The sequence below is a fragment of the Paenibacillus sp. FSL K6-2862 genome (assembly GCF_038005125.1).
GTDB lineage: Bacteria > Bacillota > Bacilli > Paenibacillales > Paenibacillaceae > Paenibacillus > Paenibacillus illinoisensis_A.
Map to the genome: position 1 here is coordinate 2,797,315 of NZ_JBBOSN010000001.1, position 20,008 is coordinate 2,817,322.

Genomic DNA, 20,008 nt, shown 5'->3' on the forward strand with positions numbered 1-20,008 from the left:
TACCATGTCGGATAACCAACAAATAGCCAAGGAAGTCATTCAAGCCATTGGGGGCAAAGATAACATCGCATCATTTGCCCATTGCGCGACACGTCTTCGCATTATGGTGAATGACAAAGAGAAAATCGATCAGAAGCAGGTCGAGAATATAGACAAGGTCAAGGGTGCCTTCTTCAATTCCGGACAGTATCAGATTATTTTTGGGACAGGTACCGTGAACCGGATCTTTGAAGAGGTCGAGAAGCTTGGAATCGAAGGTACCTCCAAGGAAGATGTGAAGAATCAGGGGAAAAAGGAAGGCAATGCATTTCAACGAGCAATCCGCACGTTCGGAGATGTGTTCGTACCTATTATTCCTGTACTGGTGGCTACAGGGTTGTTCATGGGGCTGCGCGGACTGCTTACCCAGAATGAAATATTGTCCTTGTTCGGTGCAACCCCTGAGGACATTTCGCCCAATTTCCTGTTGTTTACGCAAGTTCTGACGGACACTGCATTCGCATTCCTGCCTGCACTGGTGGCCTGGTCTGCATTCCGCGTATTTGGCGGCAGCCCTGTGCTCGGGATTGTGCTCGGACTGATGCTTGTCAATCCGGCACTGCCGAATGCTTATGCTGTGGCAGATGGATCGGCTCAAGCATTGCACATGTTCGGATTTATACCCGTTGTAGGCTATCAGGGGTCCGTTTTACCTGCATTTTTTGTGGGACTTATTGGAGCGAAGTTCGAAAAGGTTCTGAGAAGACGCGTGCCGGAGGCACTGGACCTGATCCTCACGCCTTTTATCACACTAACGGTTATGATCACATTGGGACTCTTTGCCATCGGTCCTGTCTTTCATTCGCTTGAAGAGTGGGTGCTGCATGGGACGACAGCTGTCCTGGACCTTCCATTCGGTATTGCCGGATTAATTATTGGTTTCTTCAATCAGATTATTGTCGTTACCGGTGTGCATCATATCTTTAATTTTTTGGAAATCCAGCTGCTGGAGAAAACCGGTTATAATCCGTTCAACGCCATCGTAACTTCTGCAATGGCTGCACAAGGAGCCGCTTGTTTAGCGGTAGGATTAAAAACAAAGAATACGAAACTCAAGGCACTTGCCCTGCCATCGTCCTTATCCGCTTTTCTCGGGATTAGTGAACCTGCCATTTTTGGGGTAAACTTGCGCTTCATGAAACCGTTCATTATGGGACTGATTGGTGGCGGAGTCGGTGGTTTTCTCGCATCCTTGTTCCATCTGAAGGGCACAGGCATGGCCGTAACGGTGATTCCGGGTACATTGCTGTATCTGAACAGTCAGCTGCCTCTGTACATTCTTGTGAATGTGGTTGCTGTGGGTGTGGCCTTTGCGTTAACCTGGTTCTTCGGTTACAAGGATCAGCCATTTGCTGTAGAAGAGACAACGAAGAGTGGCAATGAGAGTGATCCTTCGGCTGTCCAAACCGCAGGTATGGATGATCGTATCAATCAAACAGCTGTACATCGGCCTCAGGTGGATATGTTAGAAATTGCTTCGCCGATGACCGGTACAGCGGTGGCTTTGGCCAACGTGCCTGATCCTGCATTTTCAGAGAAGCATATGGGAGAGGGGATTGCCATTGAGCCTACGGAGGGTAGAGTGTTCGCACCTTTTGATGGCGTCGTAGCCCATGTGATGAACAAGAGTAAACACGCTGTTATTCTGGAGCATGAGACTGGCCTGCAGATGCTTGTTCACGTTGGAATCAATACCGTAGGTCTAAAGGGAGAGGGCTTTACCGCTCATGTCCAAAGCGGAGAGGTAGTCACCGCTGGACAGTTATTGATTGAGTTCGACATGAACGCAATCCAGGCTGCGGGGCTGCCACTCATCACTCCCGTTCTGATCCCGAACGGAAATGAAATGATAGAAGAAGTGCAGACGGCCAAGATTGGCAGCGTACAGGCGAATGGGGACAACATCCTTGTCGTGAAGTTTAAACAATAATGAACAAAGCAGGCAGAGAGAGCTGATGAATTTGACCAGGCTCATTGCCTGCTTTTTTTGCTATTCCTTCATGTAACAAGTGTATTAAAACGAATAATAGGTGAGTGCATATTCCATCAAAAAGGCACGCACCTGTTCCTGGCTCATAGGCAAATTCCCGCAGTTATCCAGATTGAAGATCAGATTGTCCAGGCATTTTAGAAGAAAATGAGCACGAACCTCTCCCCACAGACATTGGTGCTCGGTGATGTAGTGGATAGCTTGCTTCGGTTCCAGCCCTTTTAACCCTCCGAATACCGTAGCCCATTTGACCAGATCGGCGGGCTCTGAACCTCTCGGTAAATTAAATTCTGCAAATCCGTGAATGGCTCCACATGAAATTTTGAACAATCCACAGTAGCTGTCTGAATGTTTGTGGGGGAGTAAGGGCAGCTTTCGCATATCGTACCGAATGATTTCCATGGAAGTAATCTTCATTTCATGGTTTATTGTTATTTGATTTATGAGTTTACAACTCGGAAACACGCCACCGACCTCCATCGAATGTATGCGATTTTAAGTTCTTCAACCATTGGTTTATGTTACGGCTGAGTGACGATGAAGTAAAATGTCGGGGGTCTTTTATTTACCGCATTTAAGTGCTTCCGGATGGACATTTCCGTGATGTAAGCGATTAAATCGGGATCAGTCTGCTATTTTTGCTGATTACATCCGTTTATTCCCTTGGCTTATTTCCTCCACGGTAAATTGAAGCTAGATGAAGCCAGGAGTAGATTATGGTTAAAATGAACTTGAGTTTCGTCAGAATTGGCTGATTTACGCAGTAAATCGTTCCCTAACTGCCTTGCAGCCCTGCAAGTACAGGACTATGATTCGCTCATACCGTGCTAGCGGATATTTATTATTGCTGGCTTGGAGACGAAGGTGAGGGAGTACGATGGCGGAGGACGCTGTAATGTTGGTTTCAACGGGACAGAGCTCAGCAGGAATGGAGTTTGTTCGTTTATTGCTGAAGAGAGGAATGGATGTAATCGTGCTTGTCCACAATCCAGAAGAGGAGCAGCAGCTGATTGAATTGATCGATAAAATCTCTGTGTATCGCCTCTATCCCTCTGGTTCGGCAGACAAGACGCCCGTTACTATAGATTGTGCGGTGAAACATGCCTTTGTATTTGAAAGAAATCTGCCAGAGTGCTGTCAGGACATTCAATTATGCCATAGCTGGTGCCCGCAGCGGCTTTATGTAGTTACAAGCAGCCTGAATCCGGTTCAGCTGGTTTACCGCGGGTTGGGAGCCTCATATGTCATACACAGCCGAAGTGGGGATATATCGTTTGTATTGTGATAGGACGTTCATGCAAAAATAACAAGCGGTGATCTCGAATAATGAGATGACCGCTTGACATATGTTCGGCTCTACAATCCTGCTTGCCGCTTCAGCCGTTCTGCAATCTGTAACAGATCTTCCGCAGAGACGCCAGGGGCGAATTCTTCCGGTAGGTCCGGCAGATCGGGAATAGCGCCACTGTGTCCGGGCAGCCCTGCGAATGCCTCCAGTTTTCCGCCATCTGTCGGATGTGTGCCTTTCCAGATCTGGGCGATGTTCTGGTAGTCCTTGTCACTAAAGGTGTAAAGCCTACGATGTTCACCCATGGCTTCCCATTTCCGGGTCGTATCAAACACCTTATTGTCCAGGCGGGGAATAGGGAACATCTTGGTCACATCAACGCCAGTTGCAATCTGCAGCGCTTTGGCATAAGCGAGAATATGTACGCCACCACGGACGAGCAGATAACCGGTCATCTCCCGGGCAGTTGGATGATCCGTCATCTCGTACACTCTCATCTTGTGGGTACGTGCACCACATTCGAGGAAAAAATTATGCAGCAGGTCGAAGATTAGATTGCCGCTGTTCACGACATATGAACCGTTCCAGGGTCTGCCCATGGAATCAAACGGGAGCGCAGTCTGAGCCGATTCAATGAAATGTGAAGTGATTCGAGCATCCTTACCTGCACGAAGCGGGGTGGTATCAGGGTCTCCTGGAGTAGTAGTACCAACCAGCATCAGATTAATGGTATTGGCGACAAGCTCCACATGACCGAATTCTTCAGCTGTAATACTTGCCACAATGTCATAAAAGGCACGCAGCTTTTTTTTGCCCCGGAAGTTGAAGGACTGAAACATATAGTTGTTTAACGTGGACATCTCGCCGAACTTTCCACCAAGCAGTTCCTGGACTGCGCTTGCTCCATTGGGGTCCGGGTTATTGGAGATCGGCAGTTCAATTGCAAGGCGGTCTACCCGTTTAAACATGATATTGCCTCCTCAAGCCAAATTACTGTAAAGGTATGAGGCATGACTTGTACGTTATTCGGACTTTGGTCAAAACAAAAACGTTCTGTCAGAGCCTTGCTCTGAACAGAACGTTCGCATTTGTGACTAGGACGTTTTACCAACAACACTTGTGCCGTCCTTCGTTATTTTGTAGGTGAGTACTTCTCCACTCCAGAAGTGGAATTTGAGAATAACCTCACCATCATTGGTTTCGTTGAAGAAGTTTGGTTTGAGTTCAATAATATTGCGGCTATAATCCGGGCTAAAGGTGTAAGAGAACTCCTTGAAGGATGTCCAGTTTTGCGGCCCGGCGTTACCTCCTGTGGCATAAGTCGCTTCCATCGTGGCCAGCTGGTTTCCGTTAAATGTGGTTGGAATTGCAAAAGAATCGGTAGTTCCTGTAACATCGCCCAGCACAGGCGTATCATACGTAATGATATTCAGGTTCCAGTCGGCGCCTTTGTTGAATTTCGCTGTAAGCTTCGCATTGACACCAAGATTGCCGGAAGCGGTCAGTTTGGTTAACAGACTGGATTTAAGGGTCAGCACGTTATCCTTAATCGTGTAATCCTTGCCTTTAGACAGTTTCTTGTTACCGTTAACCAGGGATTTGAAGGTGTTTCCATTCAGATTCAATCGGATCGTTTGATCTTGAACGGCTGCTCCTTTTTTGAGGTGCACCAGATCGGATTCGGCTGTGGACGAACGACCTTTCCAGCTCGCTTTCATCGTATTATAGAGATCAGGGTCAGACCAAGTATAGTTTGTACGACTGAAATGCTGCCCGTTATCCCACAGCATAGTGGTCATCTTCTTTTGACGCAGATACTGTCCAACGAATTCGAAGAATTTCAGTTTCTCACCTTGTTCGATGACACCCGTATGCTGATCAAAGCCCAGCAAGCCATATTCACCTACAATAACTGGAATGCCTTTGGCTACAAAAGCGTTGTATACGCGATCGAATGTATCCGTGATGTCTTTTTGTACTTCTTCATTAAACTTGGTAAAACCAGCGATGTTCACACTAAATGGCCAGAAGCCATAATAGTGAACTGTTGCAATAATGTTAGGATCGTTTAATTTCGTGATCGTCTCATTTAATGCATCCAGATCGGCTTGTGCGGATGAGGTGTGCATCGTTGGGAGTACGAGTGGACGTGTCTTGTTGTTTCCGCCAGAAGACCTTACAATTTGATGAAAAGAAGTATTAAGCTCATCGAGCATACGGTACCCGACAGCGGCATCGGTTGTTCCACCTTCTGTGAAACGGGGCTCGTTAATACTTTCGAACATCAGCTTGGAAGGAGCATTTCTGAATTGTTTGGCAATCTGGGTCCATACGGAATTATAGCGTGCTAGCACAGCGTCATGATCCTGCTCCATGTAACTGACCCATCGCCAGGAATCATGGTGGATATTAAGCATGACATAGAGATTGGCATCGAGTGCCCAATCCACAACTTCCTGTACACGGTTCATGTAGGCGGGATCGATGGTGTAGTCGGGTGCGTCGCCGATGTGGGCTTCCCAGGTCACAGGAATGCGAATGCTCTTATAACCTTGCTTGGCAATCTGCTTGATCAGTTCCTTGGTAATCCGCGGGTTACCCCAGGCCGTCTCATCTTCGCCCACAGCGTCGAGCGAATTACCCAAATTCCAGCCTGGTTCCATGGCGCTGACGTAGGACTGGATTTTGGTTGGGGCAGCAGGTTTACTTGGCTTGCCTTTGTGATCAGGAGCTGCAGAGGCCATGGCAGAAGAGAACAGAGACAGAATCAGTGCTGTGATCAGTGTGAGGGATAGAACATTTTTACGATTTTTCTTCATTAACAGTATCTCCTTCATTCTTGGAATAGTTGAACTGATAAATTATGCTTGCTCAGATGGAGAAAAAGCTCAGTTATAAAACAGTCCAGACAGGTTGTACGAAGGAAGGATCACCTCCAGAATATGTATTGAAAGCGTTTTCGTAGATGTTAATATAACATAGAATAAAAGAAGCGAATACCATCACAATTGGAACAGAAATCAGTTGTAAATTAGTGATCCATTTCACGATAATAGGATGAACGAACTTTTCGTATATGAAAGCATAAGTTTTCGAAGAGAAGCGGGCTTTAATGTGTAGATATGTTCTATGCAATGAGAAATATGTTTCTATGACTCGAGTGCAGGGTTCTTTAAAATGAAGATATCGTTAGCAAAATCAGCCGTCCAGCTGCATGAACAGGGTGATATAATAAGTTCACCAGAGGGCTGCAAAAGGAGTCGGTTCATATGCGGAAGTGGCTGGGATGGATGATCCCCCACAAGCTCAAATACCGTTTGTTTGCAGGATTCGCGCTTGTCATTCTGCTTCCATTCAGCATTCTCAATCTGTACAACTACGAAAAAATTGAATCGCTTGTGCAGCAGAAGATCAGTGAACAGAGTCATGAACAGCTGGATAATCTCCACCAGTCGCTGGAAGATCAGCTCAGTATCGCTTTCAAAACATTGATCTTCCTGGAACAGGATTCCGAGGTTCGCCGAATTCTGCAAAACCCTGGCGAGCGCAACGTCCTGGATAACAAGGAGCGTATGGAGGACAAATTCAAAGGATTGAATAACAGTTTTTTTCTCTACAATCCATCTGTTTATTTTACGCTGCTCGATGAAGACGGGCATATCTACACCTCATATCAGCCCAAGGTCCCGCTAGATTATGAAACTGTTGCCTCGGATCGTTCCTTTTTGGCTCTTCAGGACAGCGGAACCTCATATGTGTGGACATCGAATGATGAGAATTACGTATCTCGTGATGTGACCAGGAGCCCAACCCTGTTATCCTTGTACGCCAAACTGCGTGACCGGAATAACAATACATACGGACTGGCAAGAATCAGTATTGATTTCTCCTACTGGTTTCAGTCTGTATTGCAGAAGTCCGAGAGTGACCAGCTCTACTTTATCATGACCCGCCAGGGTGAAGTGATTGCTCGTTCCAACTCCGAATCTAAGCTGCCTGTTGAAGTTGTTCGGGAGGTTTCCCGCGAGCCGAGTAATGGATACTGGACTGACAAATCCAGTGAGTCACTCATTAACTATAGTTATCTGCCTTCACTGGATTGGTATATGATAAACCGCATTCCCTTACAATTGTTGTTTGGTGAGATTGAAAGTCTCAAGAAGCATTATTTCGCAACTTTTTATGCCATCACGGCCCTTTTTATTGCTATTGCTTTCATGATTGCTTATACATTTACAAGGCCGTTATCCCGTCTACAAGTCAAGATGAAAGAAGCAGTTGGCAAGGATCTCCGCATACGTCTGCCAGAGGAGAATCACCGGGGAGAGGTGCTGGATCTTACACGGACCTTCAATACGATGATGGTAGACATGAACCGACTGGTTCAACAGCTTCGTGCCGAAGAAAGGCAGAAGGATGCCGTCCATTTTCAGATGCTTCTGGCTCAGATGAATCCACATTTTCTGCTCAATACGCTCAATACATTGAAATGGATCGGCCTGCGGAACGGGAATGAAGAAACGGTGGAAATATGTCTTTCACTCGGTAAATTGCTGGAAACCAGTCTCAATTCAGATGTGGATCTCATTCTCCTACGTGATGAAATGGATCTGACGCGAGCTTTTCTGTATATCCAACAAGTCAGATATGGAAATGTGTTTGCTATAGAGTTCAGTTATGACGAAGAGCTGCTGTATGCCCTGGTTCCCAAGCTCAGTCTGCAGCCTTTGATTGACAATGCGATTCGCCACGGGATTGGCAATATGTCAGAGGGAGGCCGGATCCAGATCCGGATGTTTAGAAATACAGCTGTGCCTGATCGTTTGACGCTGGAGGTCGAGGATAACGGGGTAGGAATGGATCATTCGAAGAATAACAGGGAGCAGGGTCGTCAGAGACCGAGTATTGGGCTGCAGAATATAAGGGAGCGACTAAGACTTCTATTCAAGGACAAAGGCGAGCTCGAGGTGATCTCGTTGGAACAGGGTACACTGTGCCGGATTCATCTGCCTGTTTTGTTGTCCGAACCATATGCGAACCAAAACCTGGGCAACAAGAATGACGAGGATTAACGGAATGGAGGGACTACGATGTGGAAAGTATTACTGGTAGAAGATGAGACATTCGTCCGGGAGTCCGTGAAGGAGATCATTCGTTGGGAGGACATGGGGTTCACGCTAGCAGGAGAAGCAAGCAATGGATTGGAAGCGTTACCAATGATTAAGCAGGATCCTCCGGATCTTGTTCTGTGTGACATTGTCATGCCGCAGATGGACGGATTAATGTTACTTCAGGAAACAAGGAAGGCTGGCATCCAATCCAAATTTGTCATGCTGACATGTATGGGCGATTTTGAATCCATGCGGCAGGCGATGGAATACGGAGCTTCCAATTACATTCTGAAGTTGTCGATGAGTGTGAAGGATTTGCGGGAAACCCTTGTTAAGGTAAGCAAGGAATTATCGAGTAACGGAGTGCCACAAGAGCGGGCCATTCGTCCCGCGTCCACAGCGCCCAAGGAGAAAATTACACATCCGGAAGTGAATAAGATCATCCAATACATTGAACAGCATTATGATCAGGATATTACACTGAAGTTCCTCGCACGTTACGTCATGATGGGGGAAAACTACGTGAGTGCCCTGTTTAAAAAGAAGACCGGGGAGACGCTGATTCATTATTTGCATCGAACACGAATTAACAAAGCGATCGAGTATCTGACGGATACCGATTGGCCTGTGAACCAGATTGGCCACCAGGTCGGTTTTATGAACGATAATTATTTTATCAAAATCTTCAAACGAATGACGGGTACAACCCCGAGTCAGTATCGTCATCAGAAATAGAACAAAATGACTTGACTGAAGGATGATAACGGTTTCAAATGTGTATTTCTGTTCCATGGCAATCATGATTCTGTTACTTACGACCATTCTCACTCATTTGCTATCCTTAAGTTGCAAACTTCAATCCAGAATTTACGAGGGGGTCGTCTCTTGGTGAGAAAAAAAGGCTTGGTAGCACGAATGGTATCACTTGTCCTTGTTGTGGGCATGATCGCAGGTTGTTCCAATGATTCAGGTTCCAATGCTCAGACCGGTGCGTCTGACAATGCGGGTGATACAGTCAAATTGAAAATGTGGGGAGGCGTGCCGCCTGAAGCGGGGCCGCAGGCAGTCATCGATGTGTGGAACAAGGAGCATCCCGAAACACAGATTGAATACGTGCGTTATGTGAATGATGACGAAGGCAATCTTAAATTGGATACCGCCATCATGACAGGTCAGGATGTGGATTTATTTGTGAACTATACGATTTCCCATACGGCCAAGAGGGTAGCATCCGGTGCTGCGGCTGACCTGAGTTCCTTCACCGACTACAACATCGACGAGAAAATGGGTCCTGATGCGGAGGGTTGGAAAATTGATGGGAAGTATTATGGTGTCCCTACCACGAAGAGCACCTATTTCGTAGCACTGAACAAGGAAGCACTCGATGCGGCCAATCTGCCTGTCCCGAAGGACTGGACCTGGGATGAGATGAGAGAATATGCGAAAAAGCTAAAAAAGGATAGTGGATATGGGTTCATTCAAAACACAGAACCGTTCGTTGATTCGATGGATTCCGTCCTGTCACAGGAAGGGTATACCAAAGCAGACGGAACGTCTAACCTGGATCATCCCATGGTGAGAAAATGGTTGGAAACCCTGAATGCCATGATGGCTGAGGATAAAACGACACCGCCGCTCGGAGAGCAGCTGACGTCGAAAATGCCTGTGGAGCAGATGTTTCTGAGCGGGGAAGTACCTATGCTTAACATTGGCGCATGGCTTCTACGCAGCTCGAACAATTTTACCGATTACCCGCGGGATTTCACCATCGCCTTCGCACCAGTACCGCGTTTGTCTGAAGATAAGGAAGGCTATGTTATGCGAGGTGGACTGGGTGATTACATCTCCATTAATGCCAAATCGAAACATCAGGAAGCAGCCTGGGAATTTCTGAAGTGGTATGCGGATGGCGGCATGGCCCCAATGGCTGAGGGAGGACGATTCCCAGCTTCCAAGGATGCAGATCAGGATAAGGCGATGGAGAGCATGCTTGGGGACAAGAAAGATACGTATGATCTGGAGTCACTCATGTATGTCATGTTTGATTATCAAACCCCAACCTATGTCCGGACTGTGCCTCAGGAAGTGATGGATTTGCGAGCGCAGGAGTACGAAAAGTATTTTCTGGGCGTACAGGATCTGGACACAACGATCTCCGCAATGGTCTCCAGACATAATGATTATCTCAAGACGGCCAAATAAAAAGAGCAACATTATTCGTGTACTCCAAAAGGTTGAAATATCGAGACTGCTCCATATTTATGGTGGCAGTCTCTTTGTTTTGACAGCAGAGGGATAGGCATTTGCGGAATAGAACAAATTGATGTTTCTCTATGATCGGACCGCCTGTGGCAAAGCATTTTTTGCATCATTCTGTTTTATGAACAAGGTGGATTTGTTACTTATGGGAACATTGCCGGGTTGGTAGACTTGGGTTATCCCTGGAAGAAACGAGGCGAAGAACAATGCACAACAACTGGATGAGAAGACAGCGCATGCTGGGATATATTTTTGTCGGTCCAAACATGCTGGGCGTTTTGCTTTTTTTCCTGATCCCGGCCATCTACTCTTTTGGTCTCATGTTCACGGACTACAAATTTATGAACCCGGATATGACGTTTATAGGTTTGGACAATATCAAGCGACTGATGAAAGACCCGCTGTTCTTTCTATCCTTGCGTAATACCCTGATATTTTTGCTCGCCGTACCTGTCTCAATTGTGCTTGGTTTTATTGTAGCCGTGATCCTGAATCAAAAGATTTATCTGAAAAAGCTGCTGCGCGGGTTGTACTTTATGCCTTATATCACGAGCGGAGTGGCCGTGGCATTTGTCTGGATGCTGCTGTTTCAGCCGAATCAGGGTCCGATCAACGGTTTCTTGCGCAGTATTGGCGTAGATAACCCACCGGGATGGCTTTCCACGACAACCTCTTCCATGTACGCCATCGATATCATCTGGATCTGGTTTATGCTGGGCTACAACATGATTATTTACCTTGCTGCCTTACAGGAAGTGTCATCCGAACTGCTGGAAGCAGCCAAGATCGATGGAGCGAGACCGCTTCAGATTTTGCGCAGAATCATATGGCCTCTGGTTAGTCCAACCACATTTCTGCTGCTAATTACCGGACTGATCATGGCTATCAAAACGTTCGGAATCATCCAGGCCACGACACAGGGGGGACCTGGTAATAGTACAACCATCCTGTCTTTGTATGTATACCAGAATGCGTTCCGTTATTACGACATGGGGTACGCCGCTACGGTCTCCTGGGCACTGTTCGCCATTATTCTGCTGATTACCGTTCTTCAGTGGGTAGGGCAAAAACGCTGGGTCCATTATTAAAATGATGAGAGGAGACCGAAGAAATGGAAATCAAAAAACGCCTATCCATCCTGCAGCCAAGCAGTTTGTTCATCACCATCATCATGTTGGCTCTGGCCGTGGTCATGATTATTCCTTTTCTATGGATGATCAGCACCTCGCTGAAGACACCTGCTGAAGTTTTTAAGTATCCGATTGAATGGATTCCATCCAATCTGACCTGGGAGCATCATCAAAAAGTATGGTCAGGCGCCAAAAGCTTCGCCACGTATTATTTGAATTCACTCAAGATATCCATCATTGGCATGGTAGGCGCGACATTTCTTTCCGCTTTTGCCGCATACGGATTCGCCCGAATTGAATTCAAGGGTCGGAATACGCTGTTTCTGCTCTATCTGTCGATGATGATGATTCCGCCGCAAGTGCTTTTCGTTCCGAAGTTTATCATGTTTGAGTGGGCGGGAATCTATAATACACATCTGGCATTGATTCTGCCTGGTTTGTTCACCATTTTCGGGGTGTTCATGCTTCGTCAATTCTTCCTGTCCATTCCGAATGAAATATCGGAGTCAGCCTTTATTGATGGTGCGGGACATTTCCGCATATTCTTTCGCCTGATTCTTCCGCTTGCCAAGCCGGCGCTTGCCACACTGGCCATTATTGATTTTTCCTGGCAGTGGAACGACTATGAGAATGCACTTGTATTTCTGATCGACGAGAATCTGTATACGGTACCTCTGGGACTGCAAAATTTCATATTGGAAAATACGGTGGATTATAATGGCATGATGGCTGCTGCTTCAGCGGGGATTATCCCCATGATCATTGTATTTGCTATAGGGCAGCGTTACATCATTCAGGGGTTGACCAATTCTGCCGTGAAAGGGTGATGAACATGAGAACTGAACAGATTACCAGTGATATTACGATTGTCGGGGCCGGGCTCTCGGGCATCTGTGCTGCCATCGCAGCGGCGAGATTGGGAAGTACCGTGTCATTAATTAATAACCGGCCTGTGCTTGGCGGTAATTCAAGCAGTGAAGTGAGAGTGTGGGTTTGCGGAGCAACAGCACATGGAACGAACCGGTATGCCCGGGAGACGGGCATCATGGGGGAGCTGTTTCTGGAGAACCAGTACCGCAATCCGGAAGGCAATCCCTATTTGTGGGATCTGGTTCTAATGGAAGCCGTTCGAGCGGAAGAGCGGATCAGCCTGTTTTTGAATACGGATGTACACGAGGTGGAAGCAGAAGGAACAGAGGAAGACCGCCATATTCGATCGGTGACGGGGTGGATGATGGGATCGGAACGGCGCATTCGCTTTGAAAGTCCGGTGTTTCTTGATTGTTCAGGAGACGGCTTAGTCGGATTTCTGGCAGGAGCTCGCTATCGTCTGGGCCGGGAGGCGGCGCATGAATATGGAGAAGAGTGGGCGCCTGAGACGGCGGATCAAATAACGCTGGGAAGTACGCTGCTATTTTACACGCAGGATGCAGGTAGACCTGTTCGTTTCGTGCCGCCGTCCTTTGCCAAAAACATTGAGGAAACGCCCATTCCAATCAAACGTGTCATTCGCAGCGGTGATTCAGGCTGTCACTATTGGTGGATCGAATGGGGAGGGGAGCTGGACACGGTTCACGAGAATGAAAGGATCCGGGATGAACTTTGGTCGGTCATTTACGGCATTTGGGATTATATTAAAAATTCAGGGCAGTTTGATGCAGAAACGATGACACTGGAGTGGGTGGGTTCCATTCCGGGGAAAAGGGAATACAGACGTTTTGTGGGAGATTATGTACTTAACCAAAATGATATTCTTGCCCAGGAGCCTTTTGCCGACCGGATTGCTTTTGGCGGGTGGTCCATTGATCTGCATCCACCGCAGGGCATGTACGCCGAAGCCAGCGGTTCCAAGCATATGCATGCCGACGGCATCTATCATATTCCTTATCGCTCACTGTACTCAGTGAATGTGTCGAACCTGCTCTTTGCGGGAAGAAATGTAAGTGCTTCACATGTGGCCTTCGGTACGACGAGAGTTATGGCTACCTGTGCGGTGATGGGTGAAGCTGCCGGGACGGCTGCTGCGCTATGCGCAGCCAAAGGGGTATCGCCACAATTGATTCATAGCCAGCATCTGGAGGAATTGCAGCAGACCCTGCTGCGGCAGGATGCATCGGTCATCGGTTTGAGAAATGAAGACAGGCAGGACCTGGCTCCTAAGGCTGTAGTAACTGCTTCAACCTCGTGTATGACCATTGCAATTGATCAACCGGCAGCGTCCTATGGATTGGAGAGAGATATCGGAATTCTATTCCCTGTTGATCCTTCGCTTCAGGGGATGGAGTTACTGGTATCGGCAGAGGAAGATACAGAGCTCCAAGTAGAACTCTGGGATACAGGGCGGGAAGAGAACTACGTTCCAGCAAAACAGATTACCGAAACGACCATTCGTGTAGCTAAGGGTGAAGAGCAATGGGTTCATGTTAACATCCAATGGGAGCCTGTCCAGTCGCAGAATGCATTTGTTGTTATCAGGCAGAATGACAGAATTAGACTCTATCAATCTAGTCAGCAAGTAACTGGTGTGTTGGCCTTTGAGAAGGGTGCTGCCCCGCACGCGGTCGCTTCCCTTGAGGATCACGATGAGTCTCAGCCCGTTGTTGCATGGAGTATGAAGGCGCTGAACCGCAAACCATTTTGTTTTAAAATTACAGGAAAGACGGATGCCTATCTGCCGGAAAAAGTAATCGATGGCTATAAGCGCCCTTATGGCGGCCCTCATTCTTGGATGTCCCTTCCTCTGAATGAGAACGAAAACGGGGAAGCCTGGGTGGAGTTGGAATGGGAGCATGCGGTGTCCATCCGTGAGATTCTTCTGACGTGGAATGATGATGTGAATGAAGATCTCATTAATCTGCATCATCACCGGACTCCGTTCGAGATCATTCCGGAGCTCGTAAAAGCGTACCGGATCGAGGCAGAGGTGGAAGGCAAACGGGTTCTGGTTGAATCCGTAAAGGACAATCGTAAACGAACAAACCGAATGGGTTTGAAGGATAGTCTATCAACTAAAACGTTACGTATCATAATTGAGGAGACCAACGGCGCTCCTTGTGCCGAGCTGATTGAAGTCCGTGTATATTCCTAAAAAAGGCAGCGCCGACGGCGCTGCCCTTTCATTTTAAATTTGTCTCGAATGGAATGGGTTAAAGCGATCAAGGGATTACTTTTTTACATGGAAAACTGCTGTGGATAGCAGCATTAATTCTACAATTTGAGTACTCATATACTCAGGAGTGGTGGGGAAGTCCTCTTCAATCCAGCGAATCAACAGTCCAGCAACGCCATGCGCCCGGTAGATAAACAGCCACTTCGGATCAATCCGTGATCCTTCCTCCAGTTCATATTCATATTCAGCGACAAACAGGTCTTCGATCGTCTTCGCCAGTTGGTAGCGAAAATCAACCTGGATATGGTCACTAAGCAGCAGCTTATATATAGAAGCATGTTCTTTCAAATACAGAAACAATGTGATGTCTTCGGTGTGCATTTCTTTCAGGTTTACTCTCGTTATGTACCGATAGGGATGCTTGATTTGATTAACAAATTCTTCGAGAACATCCTGAATAATTTCACCTAGCAGATCCTCTTTAGTTGCAAAATTGGCATAGAATGTTCCCCGATTATAGCTCGCTTCCCTTACAATCTCCGAAATGGAGATCTGTTGAAAAGGTTTATCCTGAAGTAAACGCAAAAATGTATGTTTAATATCAGATTTGGAGCGCAGAATGCGCTTGTCCAGCTGCATGGTCATCTTATAATCACCTCTATTACAGTATGGTTGAATTGTCATAATGACGCAACTTAATGAACAGAACGTCATGTTCTGTTCATTAACATACAGATAAGGACATATTACGGATTGAATAAGGGTAATGATATGGATATATTGAGGATTGTTTAGAATTCATATTAAATTGGAGGTATTCATAATGACATTTCCCGTTTTGGAAGGAAAAGTAGCAATCGTAACAGGTGCAGCCATGGGCATGGGCGAAGCAACAGCTAAACTGTTTGCCGCAGCCAAAGCCAAAGTCGTGGTAGCGGATTTTAACGAAGAAAAGGGACAAGCAGTTGTGGAAGCAATCCGTGCGGAAGGCGGTGAATCCGCTTTCGTGAAAGTGGATATTTCCAAATCCGAAGAAGTACAGTCTATGGTTAAATTTGCAGTGGATACGTACGGACAACTGGATGTGGCTGTGAACAATGCCGCCCTTACTCCGGATGATAAACCAGCAGCGGAATTCGACGAAGCCTACTGGCACCGCCTGATGTCCGTTGACCTGACAGGTACTGCGCTCTGCATGAAATATGAGCTTCAGCAGATGCTGAAACAAGGCAAGGGCGGATCCATTATTAACATCTCGTCCGTGAGCGGGTTCCGTCCTCAACCAAACAACATCGCTTATGTTGCTGCCAAACACGGTGTTGTCGGCATGACCAAAGTTGCCGCTATGGAAAACGGACCGCACAATATCCGTGTCAACACGGTTGCTCCAGGCGCGATCGACACGCCGATGCTGCGTGGTGCACTGGATCAATTCGGCTTCACGGCAGAAGAGTATGCACCACAGCTCAGTTTGCTGAATCGTTTTGGACAACCTGATGAGATTGCTCAAGCAAGTCTGTGGCTCGCATCCGATGCATCTTCATATGTGACTGGCACGACAATTCATGCCGATGCAGGATACACATCACGATAAAAGTTCTCATTTCGCTAACTGGTCGTTAGAGCTGGGGGCAAGGATCGCCTTCATGCTTCAATTCACTAGCTAAGTTCCTGATTGTATTTAAAAGTCGTTTCCAGCGTGAATGTAAGTACCTTATCACGCGGAAACGACTTTTTTGCTTGAGAATTTTTATACGATGTGTTCCTTAGGAATCTGCCTTCACAATGGTCGAATTCAGATTACCTGTCAGTCGCTGCGGTGGGAATACCATACGAACTGGGGCGATAATGATCGCAGCAAAGATTGCTTTGATCAGATCTCCGATAATGTAAGGATAGAAACCTTGAATCATGGCTTCCGGAAGAGACATTTTATAGGCATAAGCCAGCCAAGGTACGCCCGAAACATAGATCAGCAGCGATCCGAACAGTTCAAACACGACAAATGCCAGTACATAACCGCCGATCCCTTTCAGCTTGATTCGTGCCAGCAATAATCCAATGAGCAGGGCTGCGAAAGGCCACATCATGACGTATCCGCCTGTTGGACCCAGGAGTACGGCGAGGCCGCCGGCCCCGTGCAGAAGTGGGAACCCTAGAGCAGTCAAAATAACGACAAGAGCAATACTCAGAAAACCGTATAACGGGCCCAGTAATCCTCCCGCCAGCATGACGGCAAGTGTCTGCAGCGTAATAGGGACGGGTGAGAAACCGATGGGAATACTTATGTAACCAAAAAGAACTAGTATAGCTGCCATGAGTGCACTAAATACAATACCCCGCAAAGATAATTTCATGATTGAACAATCCTTTCGATTTTGGTAATCTTATTGTTAACCAAAACAGGAAACGGTGGTTAACGATTTGGATCGTACCACAAAAGAAGCAAAAGGGAAAGGACCAAATTTCGATGCAGGACGTTATACCTTTAATTACACTGGAACAAGCGCGAGTTCATTATGCGGCCGAATCCGGCCAGGTTCGCAAGGCAGTCGATGGGGTTTCCCTGAACGTATATCCCGGAGAATGGATCAGCATTGTGGGAGCCAATGGCAGCGGGAAAAGTACTCTGGCCGCAGTGCTGATCGGCTTCACACAACTATCAGGCGGAACAAGACAGGCCGCTCCTGAGCTTGCCGTTCGCGGAGTGCTTCAGCAGCCTGATGCGCAGGTGCTTGGAGATACGATTGAGGAAGAGTTTCATTTCAGTCTATCGCCGTTCGTTGATTCCGTAGAGGAACAATTACGGCGTAGAGAAGACGCTTTACATATGGTTGGCCTTCAATATTCCCCGGACACATCCATATCTCGTTTGTCTGGCGGTCAAAAGCAGCTGCTCAATATTGCGGTAGCCCTGGCCTCGAAGCCGGATGTTCTCGTCCTGGATGAACCTACAGCCATGCTGGATCCGGGAGCGAGAGAGCGGATAGAATCCATTGTGGAATCTGTCGTCCGGCAAGGAACCGCAGTTGTCTGGATAACGCATCACCTGGAAGAAGCAACTCTAAGTAATCGGATTATGGCTATGGAACAAGGACAATGTGTATATGATGGGATACCATCGTCATTTTTCTATGGAAGTACGGTCGAGACTCCCCCGGCAACCAAGGCTGAGGAACGTACACCCTGTGAGCGACTGAGACTAGACCCACCCTTTACAGTAAAAACAGCTCTCCTTCTCAAACAGCAAGGTTTTTTGAATCAAGCCGCCACACCACTCCGGCCAGAACAACTGGTGGAGGAGGCTGCCCGATGACTATTGAACTGGATCACCTAACCGTAGAAGCGCCTGAATCCGGAACGAGGGCACTTTTGCAGGACATGTCCCTCCAGTTGAACAGCGGTGAAATAACCCTGTTATTAGGCTGCACAGGATCCGGTAAAACCACTTTATTGCAGACCATAGCAGGTCTCAAACCACCAAGTGCTGGTCACATTGCATTGAACGGTGAACCATTCTGGCAAAATGGGAAGGTACCGCAGTCTATTTTGCTGCAGATGGGATTGGTGTTCCAGTTTCCCGAGCAGCAGCTATTTGCCCGAAGCATTCAGCGGGAATTCTCGTACTCGCTTCGCCCGTACCCACTATCGGATGAACAAAAGAAATGCCAGATGACCGAGTCGCTTGTACAATGGGATCCGCCAACGGATCCAGATGAGATGAAACAGCGCTTCAATCCGGATAGATCTCCTTTTGCGCTGAGCGGGGGTGAACGAAGAAGGCTCGGCCTCGCACTCGGGATGGCAACGAAGCCTGAGTGGCTTCTGCTTGATGAACCCAGCGCTGGATTGGAAGCGCAGAGCGTTTTGCTTCTGCTTGACGTGCTTAAACGGCACCGGAATGTAGGTAAGGGAGCCATTGTGGCCACGCACGACCTGGATACATTTTTGCCGATTGCGGATCGTGTTCTTTTGCTGCGGGAAGGACGGTTGATTGCGGATCTTACACCGAGAGAACTTCATATGCATCCCGAACTGCTGGAAGAGGCGGAGATCGGGTTGCCGCCTTCCATGCGACTTGCCCAGCAGTTGAGAGCGGCTGGTATGGACTTGCCCACTGCAATGACACCTGAAGAGATGGCTGCAAGTATAGCTCAGACTTCTTTCCAGGCTTCGAATGAGCTTCGTCAGCAGGGAGAACAGTCCAGGAGTGTGCCAGGGACAAGTGAAGCGAGCCAGCAAGAGTTAGCAAAAATGGAGCATTCCATTGAAGCTCAAGAGGCAACTCCACCCAATGACCTTTACCGTAACATGGACCCGCGTCTTAAATGGCTGCTGTATATTCTGCTCGTAACGGCAGCAATGCTTCAGCACCGCTGGATTGGGTTATCCCTCACACTGGTACCGGTCGTTTTGGCGCTAAGTATATTGCCCCGTCAGACTCTGGCAGGCTGCGTGAAGTTAATGAAGCCCTTATTGCTGTTCTTCATTATATCAACAGCGTTATCTGGAACCACGCTTGCTACAGAGGGAGAGAGTCTACGCTTCGGTTTTTCCTTGCTGCAGGCGGAGGCAACACTCCTGAATGTGTATCGTTTGTTTATCGTTACTTTGGCGAGTCTCTGGTTTTCGCTAACCACGCCCTATGGCCGAATGGTAGAAGGGTTAAACTGGGTACTGGGCATAGGTAAAAAAATTAGGCTGCCTGTTGCTTCGTTTGCACTTGCCGTTTCATTGATCTTCCGGTTTATTCCGATGATCTGGAGCGAGTGGCAGCGCTTCTCGCTTATCGTTCGATCACGCGGTAAAGCTGCCCTGAAACCCAATACGGTTCGGGTCCGGGACATCGGACCGATGGTTATCCCCTTATTAATGTCGTTATTGCAGCGAGCGGAAGATATGACGATTGCCATGGAGATGCGGAAAGTGCGGGAAAATCCGATGCTTGGCGTACGTTCTACCCTGTTGGTATGGTCCAAAAGGGATACGATCATCTGTTGTATTGGACTTATTGTATTTGTTTTGTTTATATCGATACGTAAGTGATGACGAGAGAGCAATGCTCAGATTCATTCTGTGAAT

General features: G+C 47.5%; 16 protein-coding genes. 11 read left to right on the top strand and 5 right to left on the bottom strand.

The annotated features are described in order from the left end of the window. The first annotated feature begins 4 nt into the window (after positions 1-4). Positions 5-1,969 (top strand): sucrose-specific PTS transporter subunit IIBC, encoded by a 1,965-nt coding sequence (locus MHB82_RS12905; protein ID WP_341174844.1) that lies wholly within the window; start codon positions 5-7, stop codon positions 1,967-1,969. An 84-nt stretch (positions 1,970-2,053) separates the two neighbouring features. Here the strand turns inward: MHB82_RS12905 and MHB82_RS12910 are convergent, their stop codons facing one another. Further along, positions 2,054-2,446 (bottom strand): hypothetical protein, encoded by a 393-nt coding sequence (locus MHB82_RS12910; protein WP_341174845.1) that lies wholly within the window; start codon positions 2,444-2,446, stop codon positions 2,054-2,056. Between the two features lie 478 nt (positions 2,447-2,924). Here MHB82_RS12910 and MHB82_RS12915 point away from each other — a divergent pair, with 478 nt between their 5' ends. Beyond that, positions 2,925-3,314 carry a hypothetical protein gene (locus MHB82_RS12915; protein WP_341174846.1) on the top strand — a complete coding sequence of 130 codons (390 nt, stop codon included), beginning with the start codon at positions 2,925-2,927 and terminating at the stop codon, positions 3,312-3,314. A 71-nt stretch (positions 3,315-3,385) separates the two neighbouring features. Here MHB82_RS12915 and MHB82_RS12920 read toward each other — a convergent pair whose 3' ends face one another. Together MHB82_RS12920 and MHB82_RS12925 are read right to left on the bottom strand one after the other, a co-directional pair. Then, positions 3,386-4,285 carry a manganese catalase family protein gene (locus MHB82_RS12920; protein WP_181429961.1) on the bottom strand — a complete coding sequence of 300 codons (900 nt, stop codon included), beginning with the start codon at positions 4,283-4,285 and terminating at the stop codon, positions 3,386-3,388. 126 nt (positions 4,286-4,411) lie between these two features. Then, positions 4,412-6,136, bottom strand: a complete 1,725-nt coding sequence (locus tag MHB82_RS12925; protein ID WP_341174847.1) for a cellulase family glycosylhydrolase — start codon at positions 6,134-6,136, stop codon at positions 4,412-4,414. Positions 6,137-6,586: 450 nt separating this feature from the next. Between MHB82_RS12925 and MHB82_RS12930 the strand changes: the two genes are divergently transcribed. The 6 genes from MHB82_RS12930 (at position 6,587) to MHB82_RS12955 (ending at position 14,905) form a co-directional block, all read left to right on the top strand. Beyond that, the gene (locus MHB82_RS12930; RefSeq protein WP_341174848.1) at positions 6,587-8,389 is read left to right on the top strand and encodes a sensor histidine kinase; all 1,803 of its coding nucleotides are present in this window, start codon (positions 6,587-6,589) and stop codon (positions 8,387-8,389) included. A gap of 18 nt (positions 8,390-8,407) precedes the next feature. Then, positions 8,408-9,163, top strand: a complete 756-nt coding sequence (locus MHB82_RS12935; protein WP_110822393.1) for a response regulator transcription factor — start codon at positions 8,408-8,410, stop codon at positions 9,161-9,163. Positions 9,164-9,316: 153 nt separating this feature from the next. Next, entirely contained in the window at positions 9,317-10,630 is a 1,314-nt protein-coding gene (locus tag MHB82_RS12940; protein WP_341176633.1) for an ABC transporter substrate-binding protein, read from the top strand. Between the two features lie 263 nt (positions 10,631-10,893). Next, positions 10,894-11,775 (top strand): carbohydrate ABC transporter permease, encoded by an 882-nt coding sequence (locus MHB82_RS12945; RefSeq protein ID WP_095358348.1) that lies wholly within the window; start codon positions 10,894-10,896, stop codon positions 11,773-11,775. A 23-nt stretch (positions 11,776-11,798) separates the two neighbouring features. After that, on the top strand, positions 11,799-12,644 hold the full coding sequence (locus MHB82_RS12950; RefSeq protein WP_110822392.1) for a carbohydrate ABC transporter permease: 846 nt from the start codon (positions 11,799-11,801) through the stop codon (positions 12,642-12,644). A gap of 5 nt (positions 12,645-12,649) precedes the next feature. Next, the gene (locus MHB82_RS12955) at positions 12,650-14,905 is read left to right on the top strand and encodes an FAD-dependent oxidoreductase (protein WP_341174849.1); all 2,256 of its coding nucleotides are present in this window, start codon (positions 12,650-12,652) and stop codon (positions 14,903-14,905) included. A 75-nt stretch (positions 14,906-14,980) separates the two neighbouring features. Here the strand turns inward: MHB82_RS12955 and MHB82_RS12960 are convergent, their stop codons facing one another. Then, complete coding sequence (locus MHB82_RS12960) at positions 14,981-15,571, bottom strand: TetR/AcrR family transcriptional regulator (RefSeq protein ID WP_095358345.1); 591 nt, start codon at positions 15,569-15,571, stop codon at positions 14,981-14,983. A 178-nt stretch (positions 15,572-15,749) separates the two neighbouring features. Between MHB82_RS12960 and MHB82_RS12965 the strand changes: the two genes are divergently transcribed. Continuing rightward, a complete protein-coding gene (locus tag MHB82_RS12965) occupies positions 15,750-16,520 on the top strand; it encodes an SDR family NAD(P)-dependent oxidoreductase (protein WP_095358344.1) in 771 nt (256 codons plus the stop codon). A 172-nt stretch (positions 16,521-16,692) separates the two neighbouring features. Here MHB82_RS12965 and MHB82_RS12970 read toward each other — a convergent pair whose 3' ends face one another. After that, positions 16,693-17,283, bottom strand: coding sequence for a biotin transporter BioY (locus MHB82_RS12970; RefSeq protein WP_095358343.1), 591 nt, complete (start codon positions 17,281-17,283; stop codon positions 16,693-16,695). A 113-nt stretch (positions 17,284-17,396) separates the two neighbouring features. Here MHB82_RS12970 and MHB82_RS12975 point away from each other — a divergent pair, with 113 nt between their 5' ends. Beyond that, positions 17,397-18,242, top strand: a complete 846-nt coding sequence (locus MHB82_RS12975) for an ATP-binding cassette domain-containing protein (RefSeq protein ID WP_341174850.1) — start codon at positions 17,397-17,399, stop codon at positions 18,240-18,242. Further along, positions 18,239-19,972, top strand: a complete 1,734-nt coding sequence (locus MHB82_RS12980) for an ATP-binding cassette domain-containing protein (protein WP_341174851.1) — start codon at positions 18,239-18,241, stop codon at positions 19,970-19,972. The genes MHB82_RS12975 and MHB82_RS12980 overlap by 4 nt, the downstream gene beginning before the upstream one ends. Positions 19,973-20,008 lie beyond the last annotated feature (36 nt).

What these genes read in the sequence shown, in the direction of transcription:
- MHB82_RS12905 (WP_341174844.1), top strand. Translation starts at nt 5, where the DNA reads ATGTCGGATAACCAACAAATAGCCAAGGAAGTCATTCAAGCCATTGGG.
- MHB82_RS12910 (WP_341174845.1), bottom strand. Translation starts at nt 2,446, where the DNA reads ATGAAGATTACTTCCATGGAAATCATTCGGTACGATATGCGAAAGCTG.
- MHB82_RS12915 (WP_341174846.1), top strand. Translation starts at nt 2,925, where the DNA reads ATGTTGGTTTCAACGGGACAGAGCTCAGCAGGAATGGAGTTTGTTCGT.
- MHB82_RS12920 (WP_181429961.1), bottom strand. Translation starts at nt 4,285, where the DNA reads ATGTTTAAACGGGTAGACCGCCTTGCAATTGAACTGCCGATCTCCAAT.
- MHB82_RS12925 (WP_341174847.1), bottom strand. Translation starts at nt 6,136, where the DNA reads ATGAAGAAAAATCGTAAAAATGTTCTATCCCTCACACTGATCACAGCA.
- MHB82_RS12930 (WP_341174848.1), top strand. Translation starts at nt 6,587, where the DNA reads ATGCGGAAGTGGCTGGGATGGATGATCCCCCACAAGCTCAAATACCGT.
- MHB82_RS12935 (WP_110822393.1), top strand. Translation starts at nt 8,408, where the DNA reads ATGTGGAAAGTATTACTGGTAGAAGATGAGACATTCGTCCGGGAGTCC.
- MHB82_RS12945 (WP_095358348.1), top strand. Translation starts at nt 10,894, where the DNA reads ATGCACAACAACTGGATGAGAAGACAGCGCATGCTGGGATATATTTTT.
- MHB82_RS12950 (WP_110822392.1), top strand. Translation starts at nt 11,799, where the DNA reads ATGGAAATCAAAAAACGCCTATCCATCCTGCAGCCAAGCAGTTTGTTC.
- MHB82_RS12955 (WP_341174849.1), top strand. Translation starts at nt 12,650, where the DNA reads ATGAGAACTGAACAGATTACCAGTGATATTACGATTGTCGGGGCCGGG.
- MHB82_RS12960 (WP_095358345.1), bottom strand. Translation starts at nt 15,571, where the DNA reads ATGACCATGCAGCTGGACAAGCGCATTCTGCGCTCCAAATCTGATATT.
- MHB82_RS12965 (WP_095358344.1), top strand. Translation starts at nt 15,750, where the DNA reads ATGACATTTCCCGTTTTGGAAGGAAAAGTAGCAATCGTAACAGGTGCA.
- MHB82_RS12970 (WP_095358343.1), bottom strand. Translation starts at nt 17,283, where the DNA reads ATGAAATTATCTTTGCGGGGTATTGTATTTAGTGCACTCATGGCAGCT.
- MHB82_RS12975 (WP_341174850.1), top strand. Translation starts at nt 17,397, where the DNA reads ATGCAGGACGTTATACCTTTAATTACACTGGAACAAGCGCGAGTTCAT.
- MHB82_RS12980 (WP_341174851.1), top strand. Translation starts at nt 18,239, where the DNA reads ATGACTATTGAACTGGATCACCTAACCGTAGAAGCGCCTGAATCCGGA.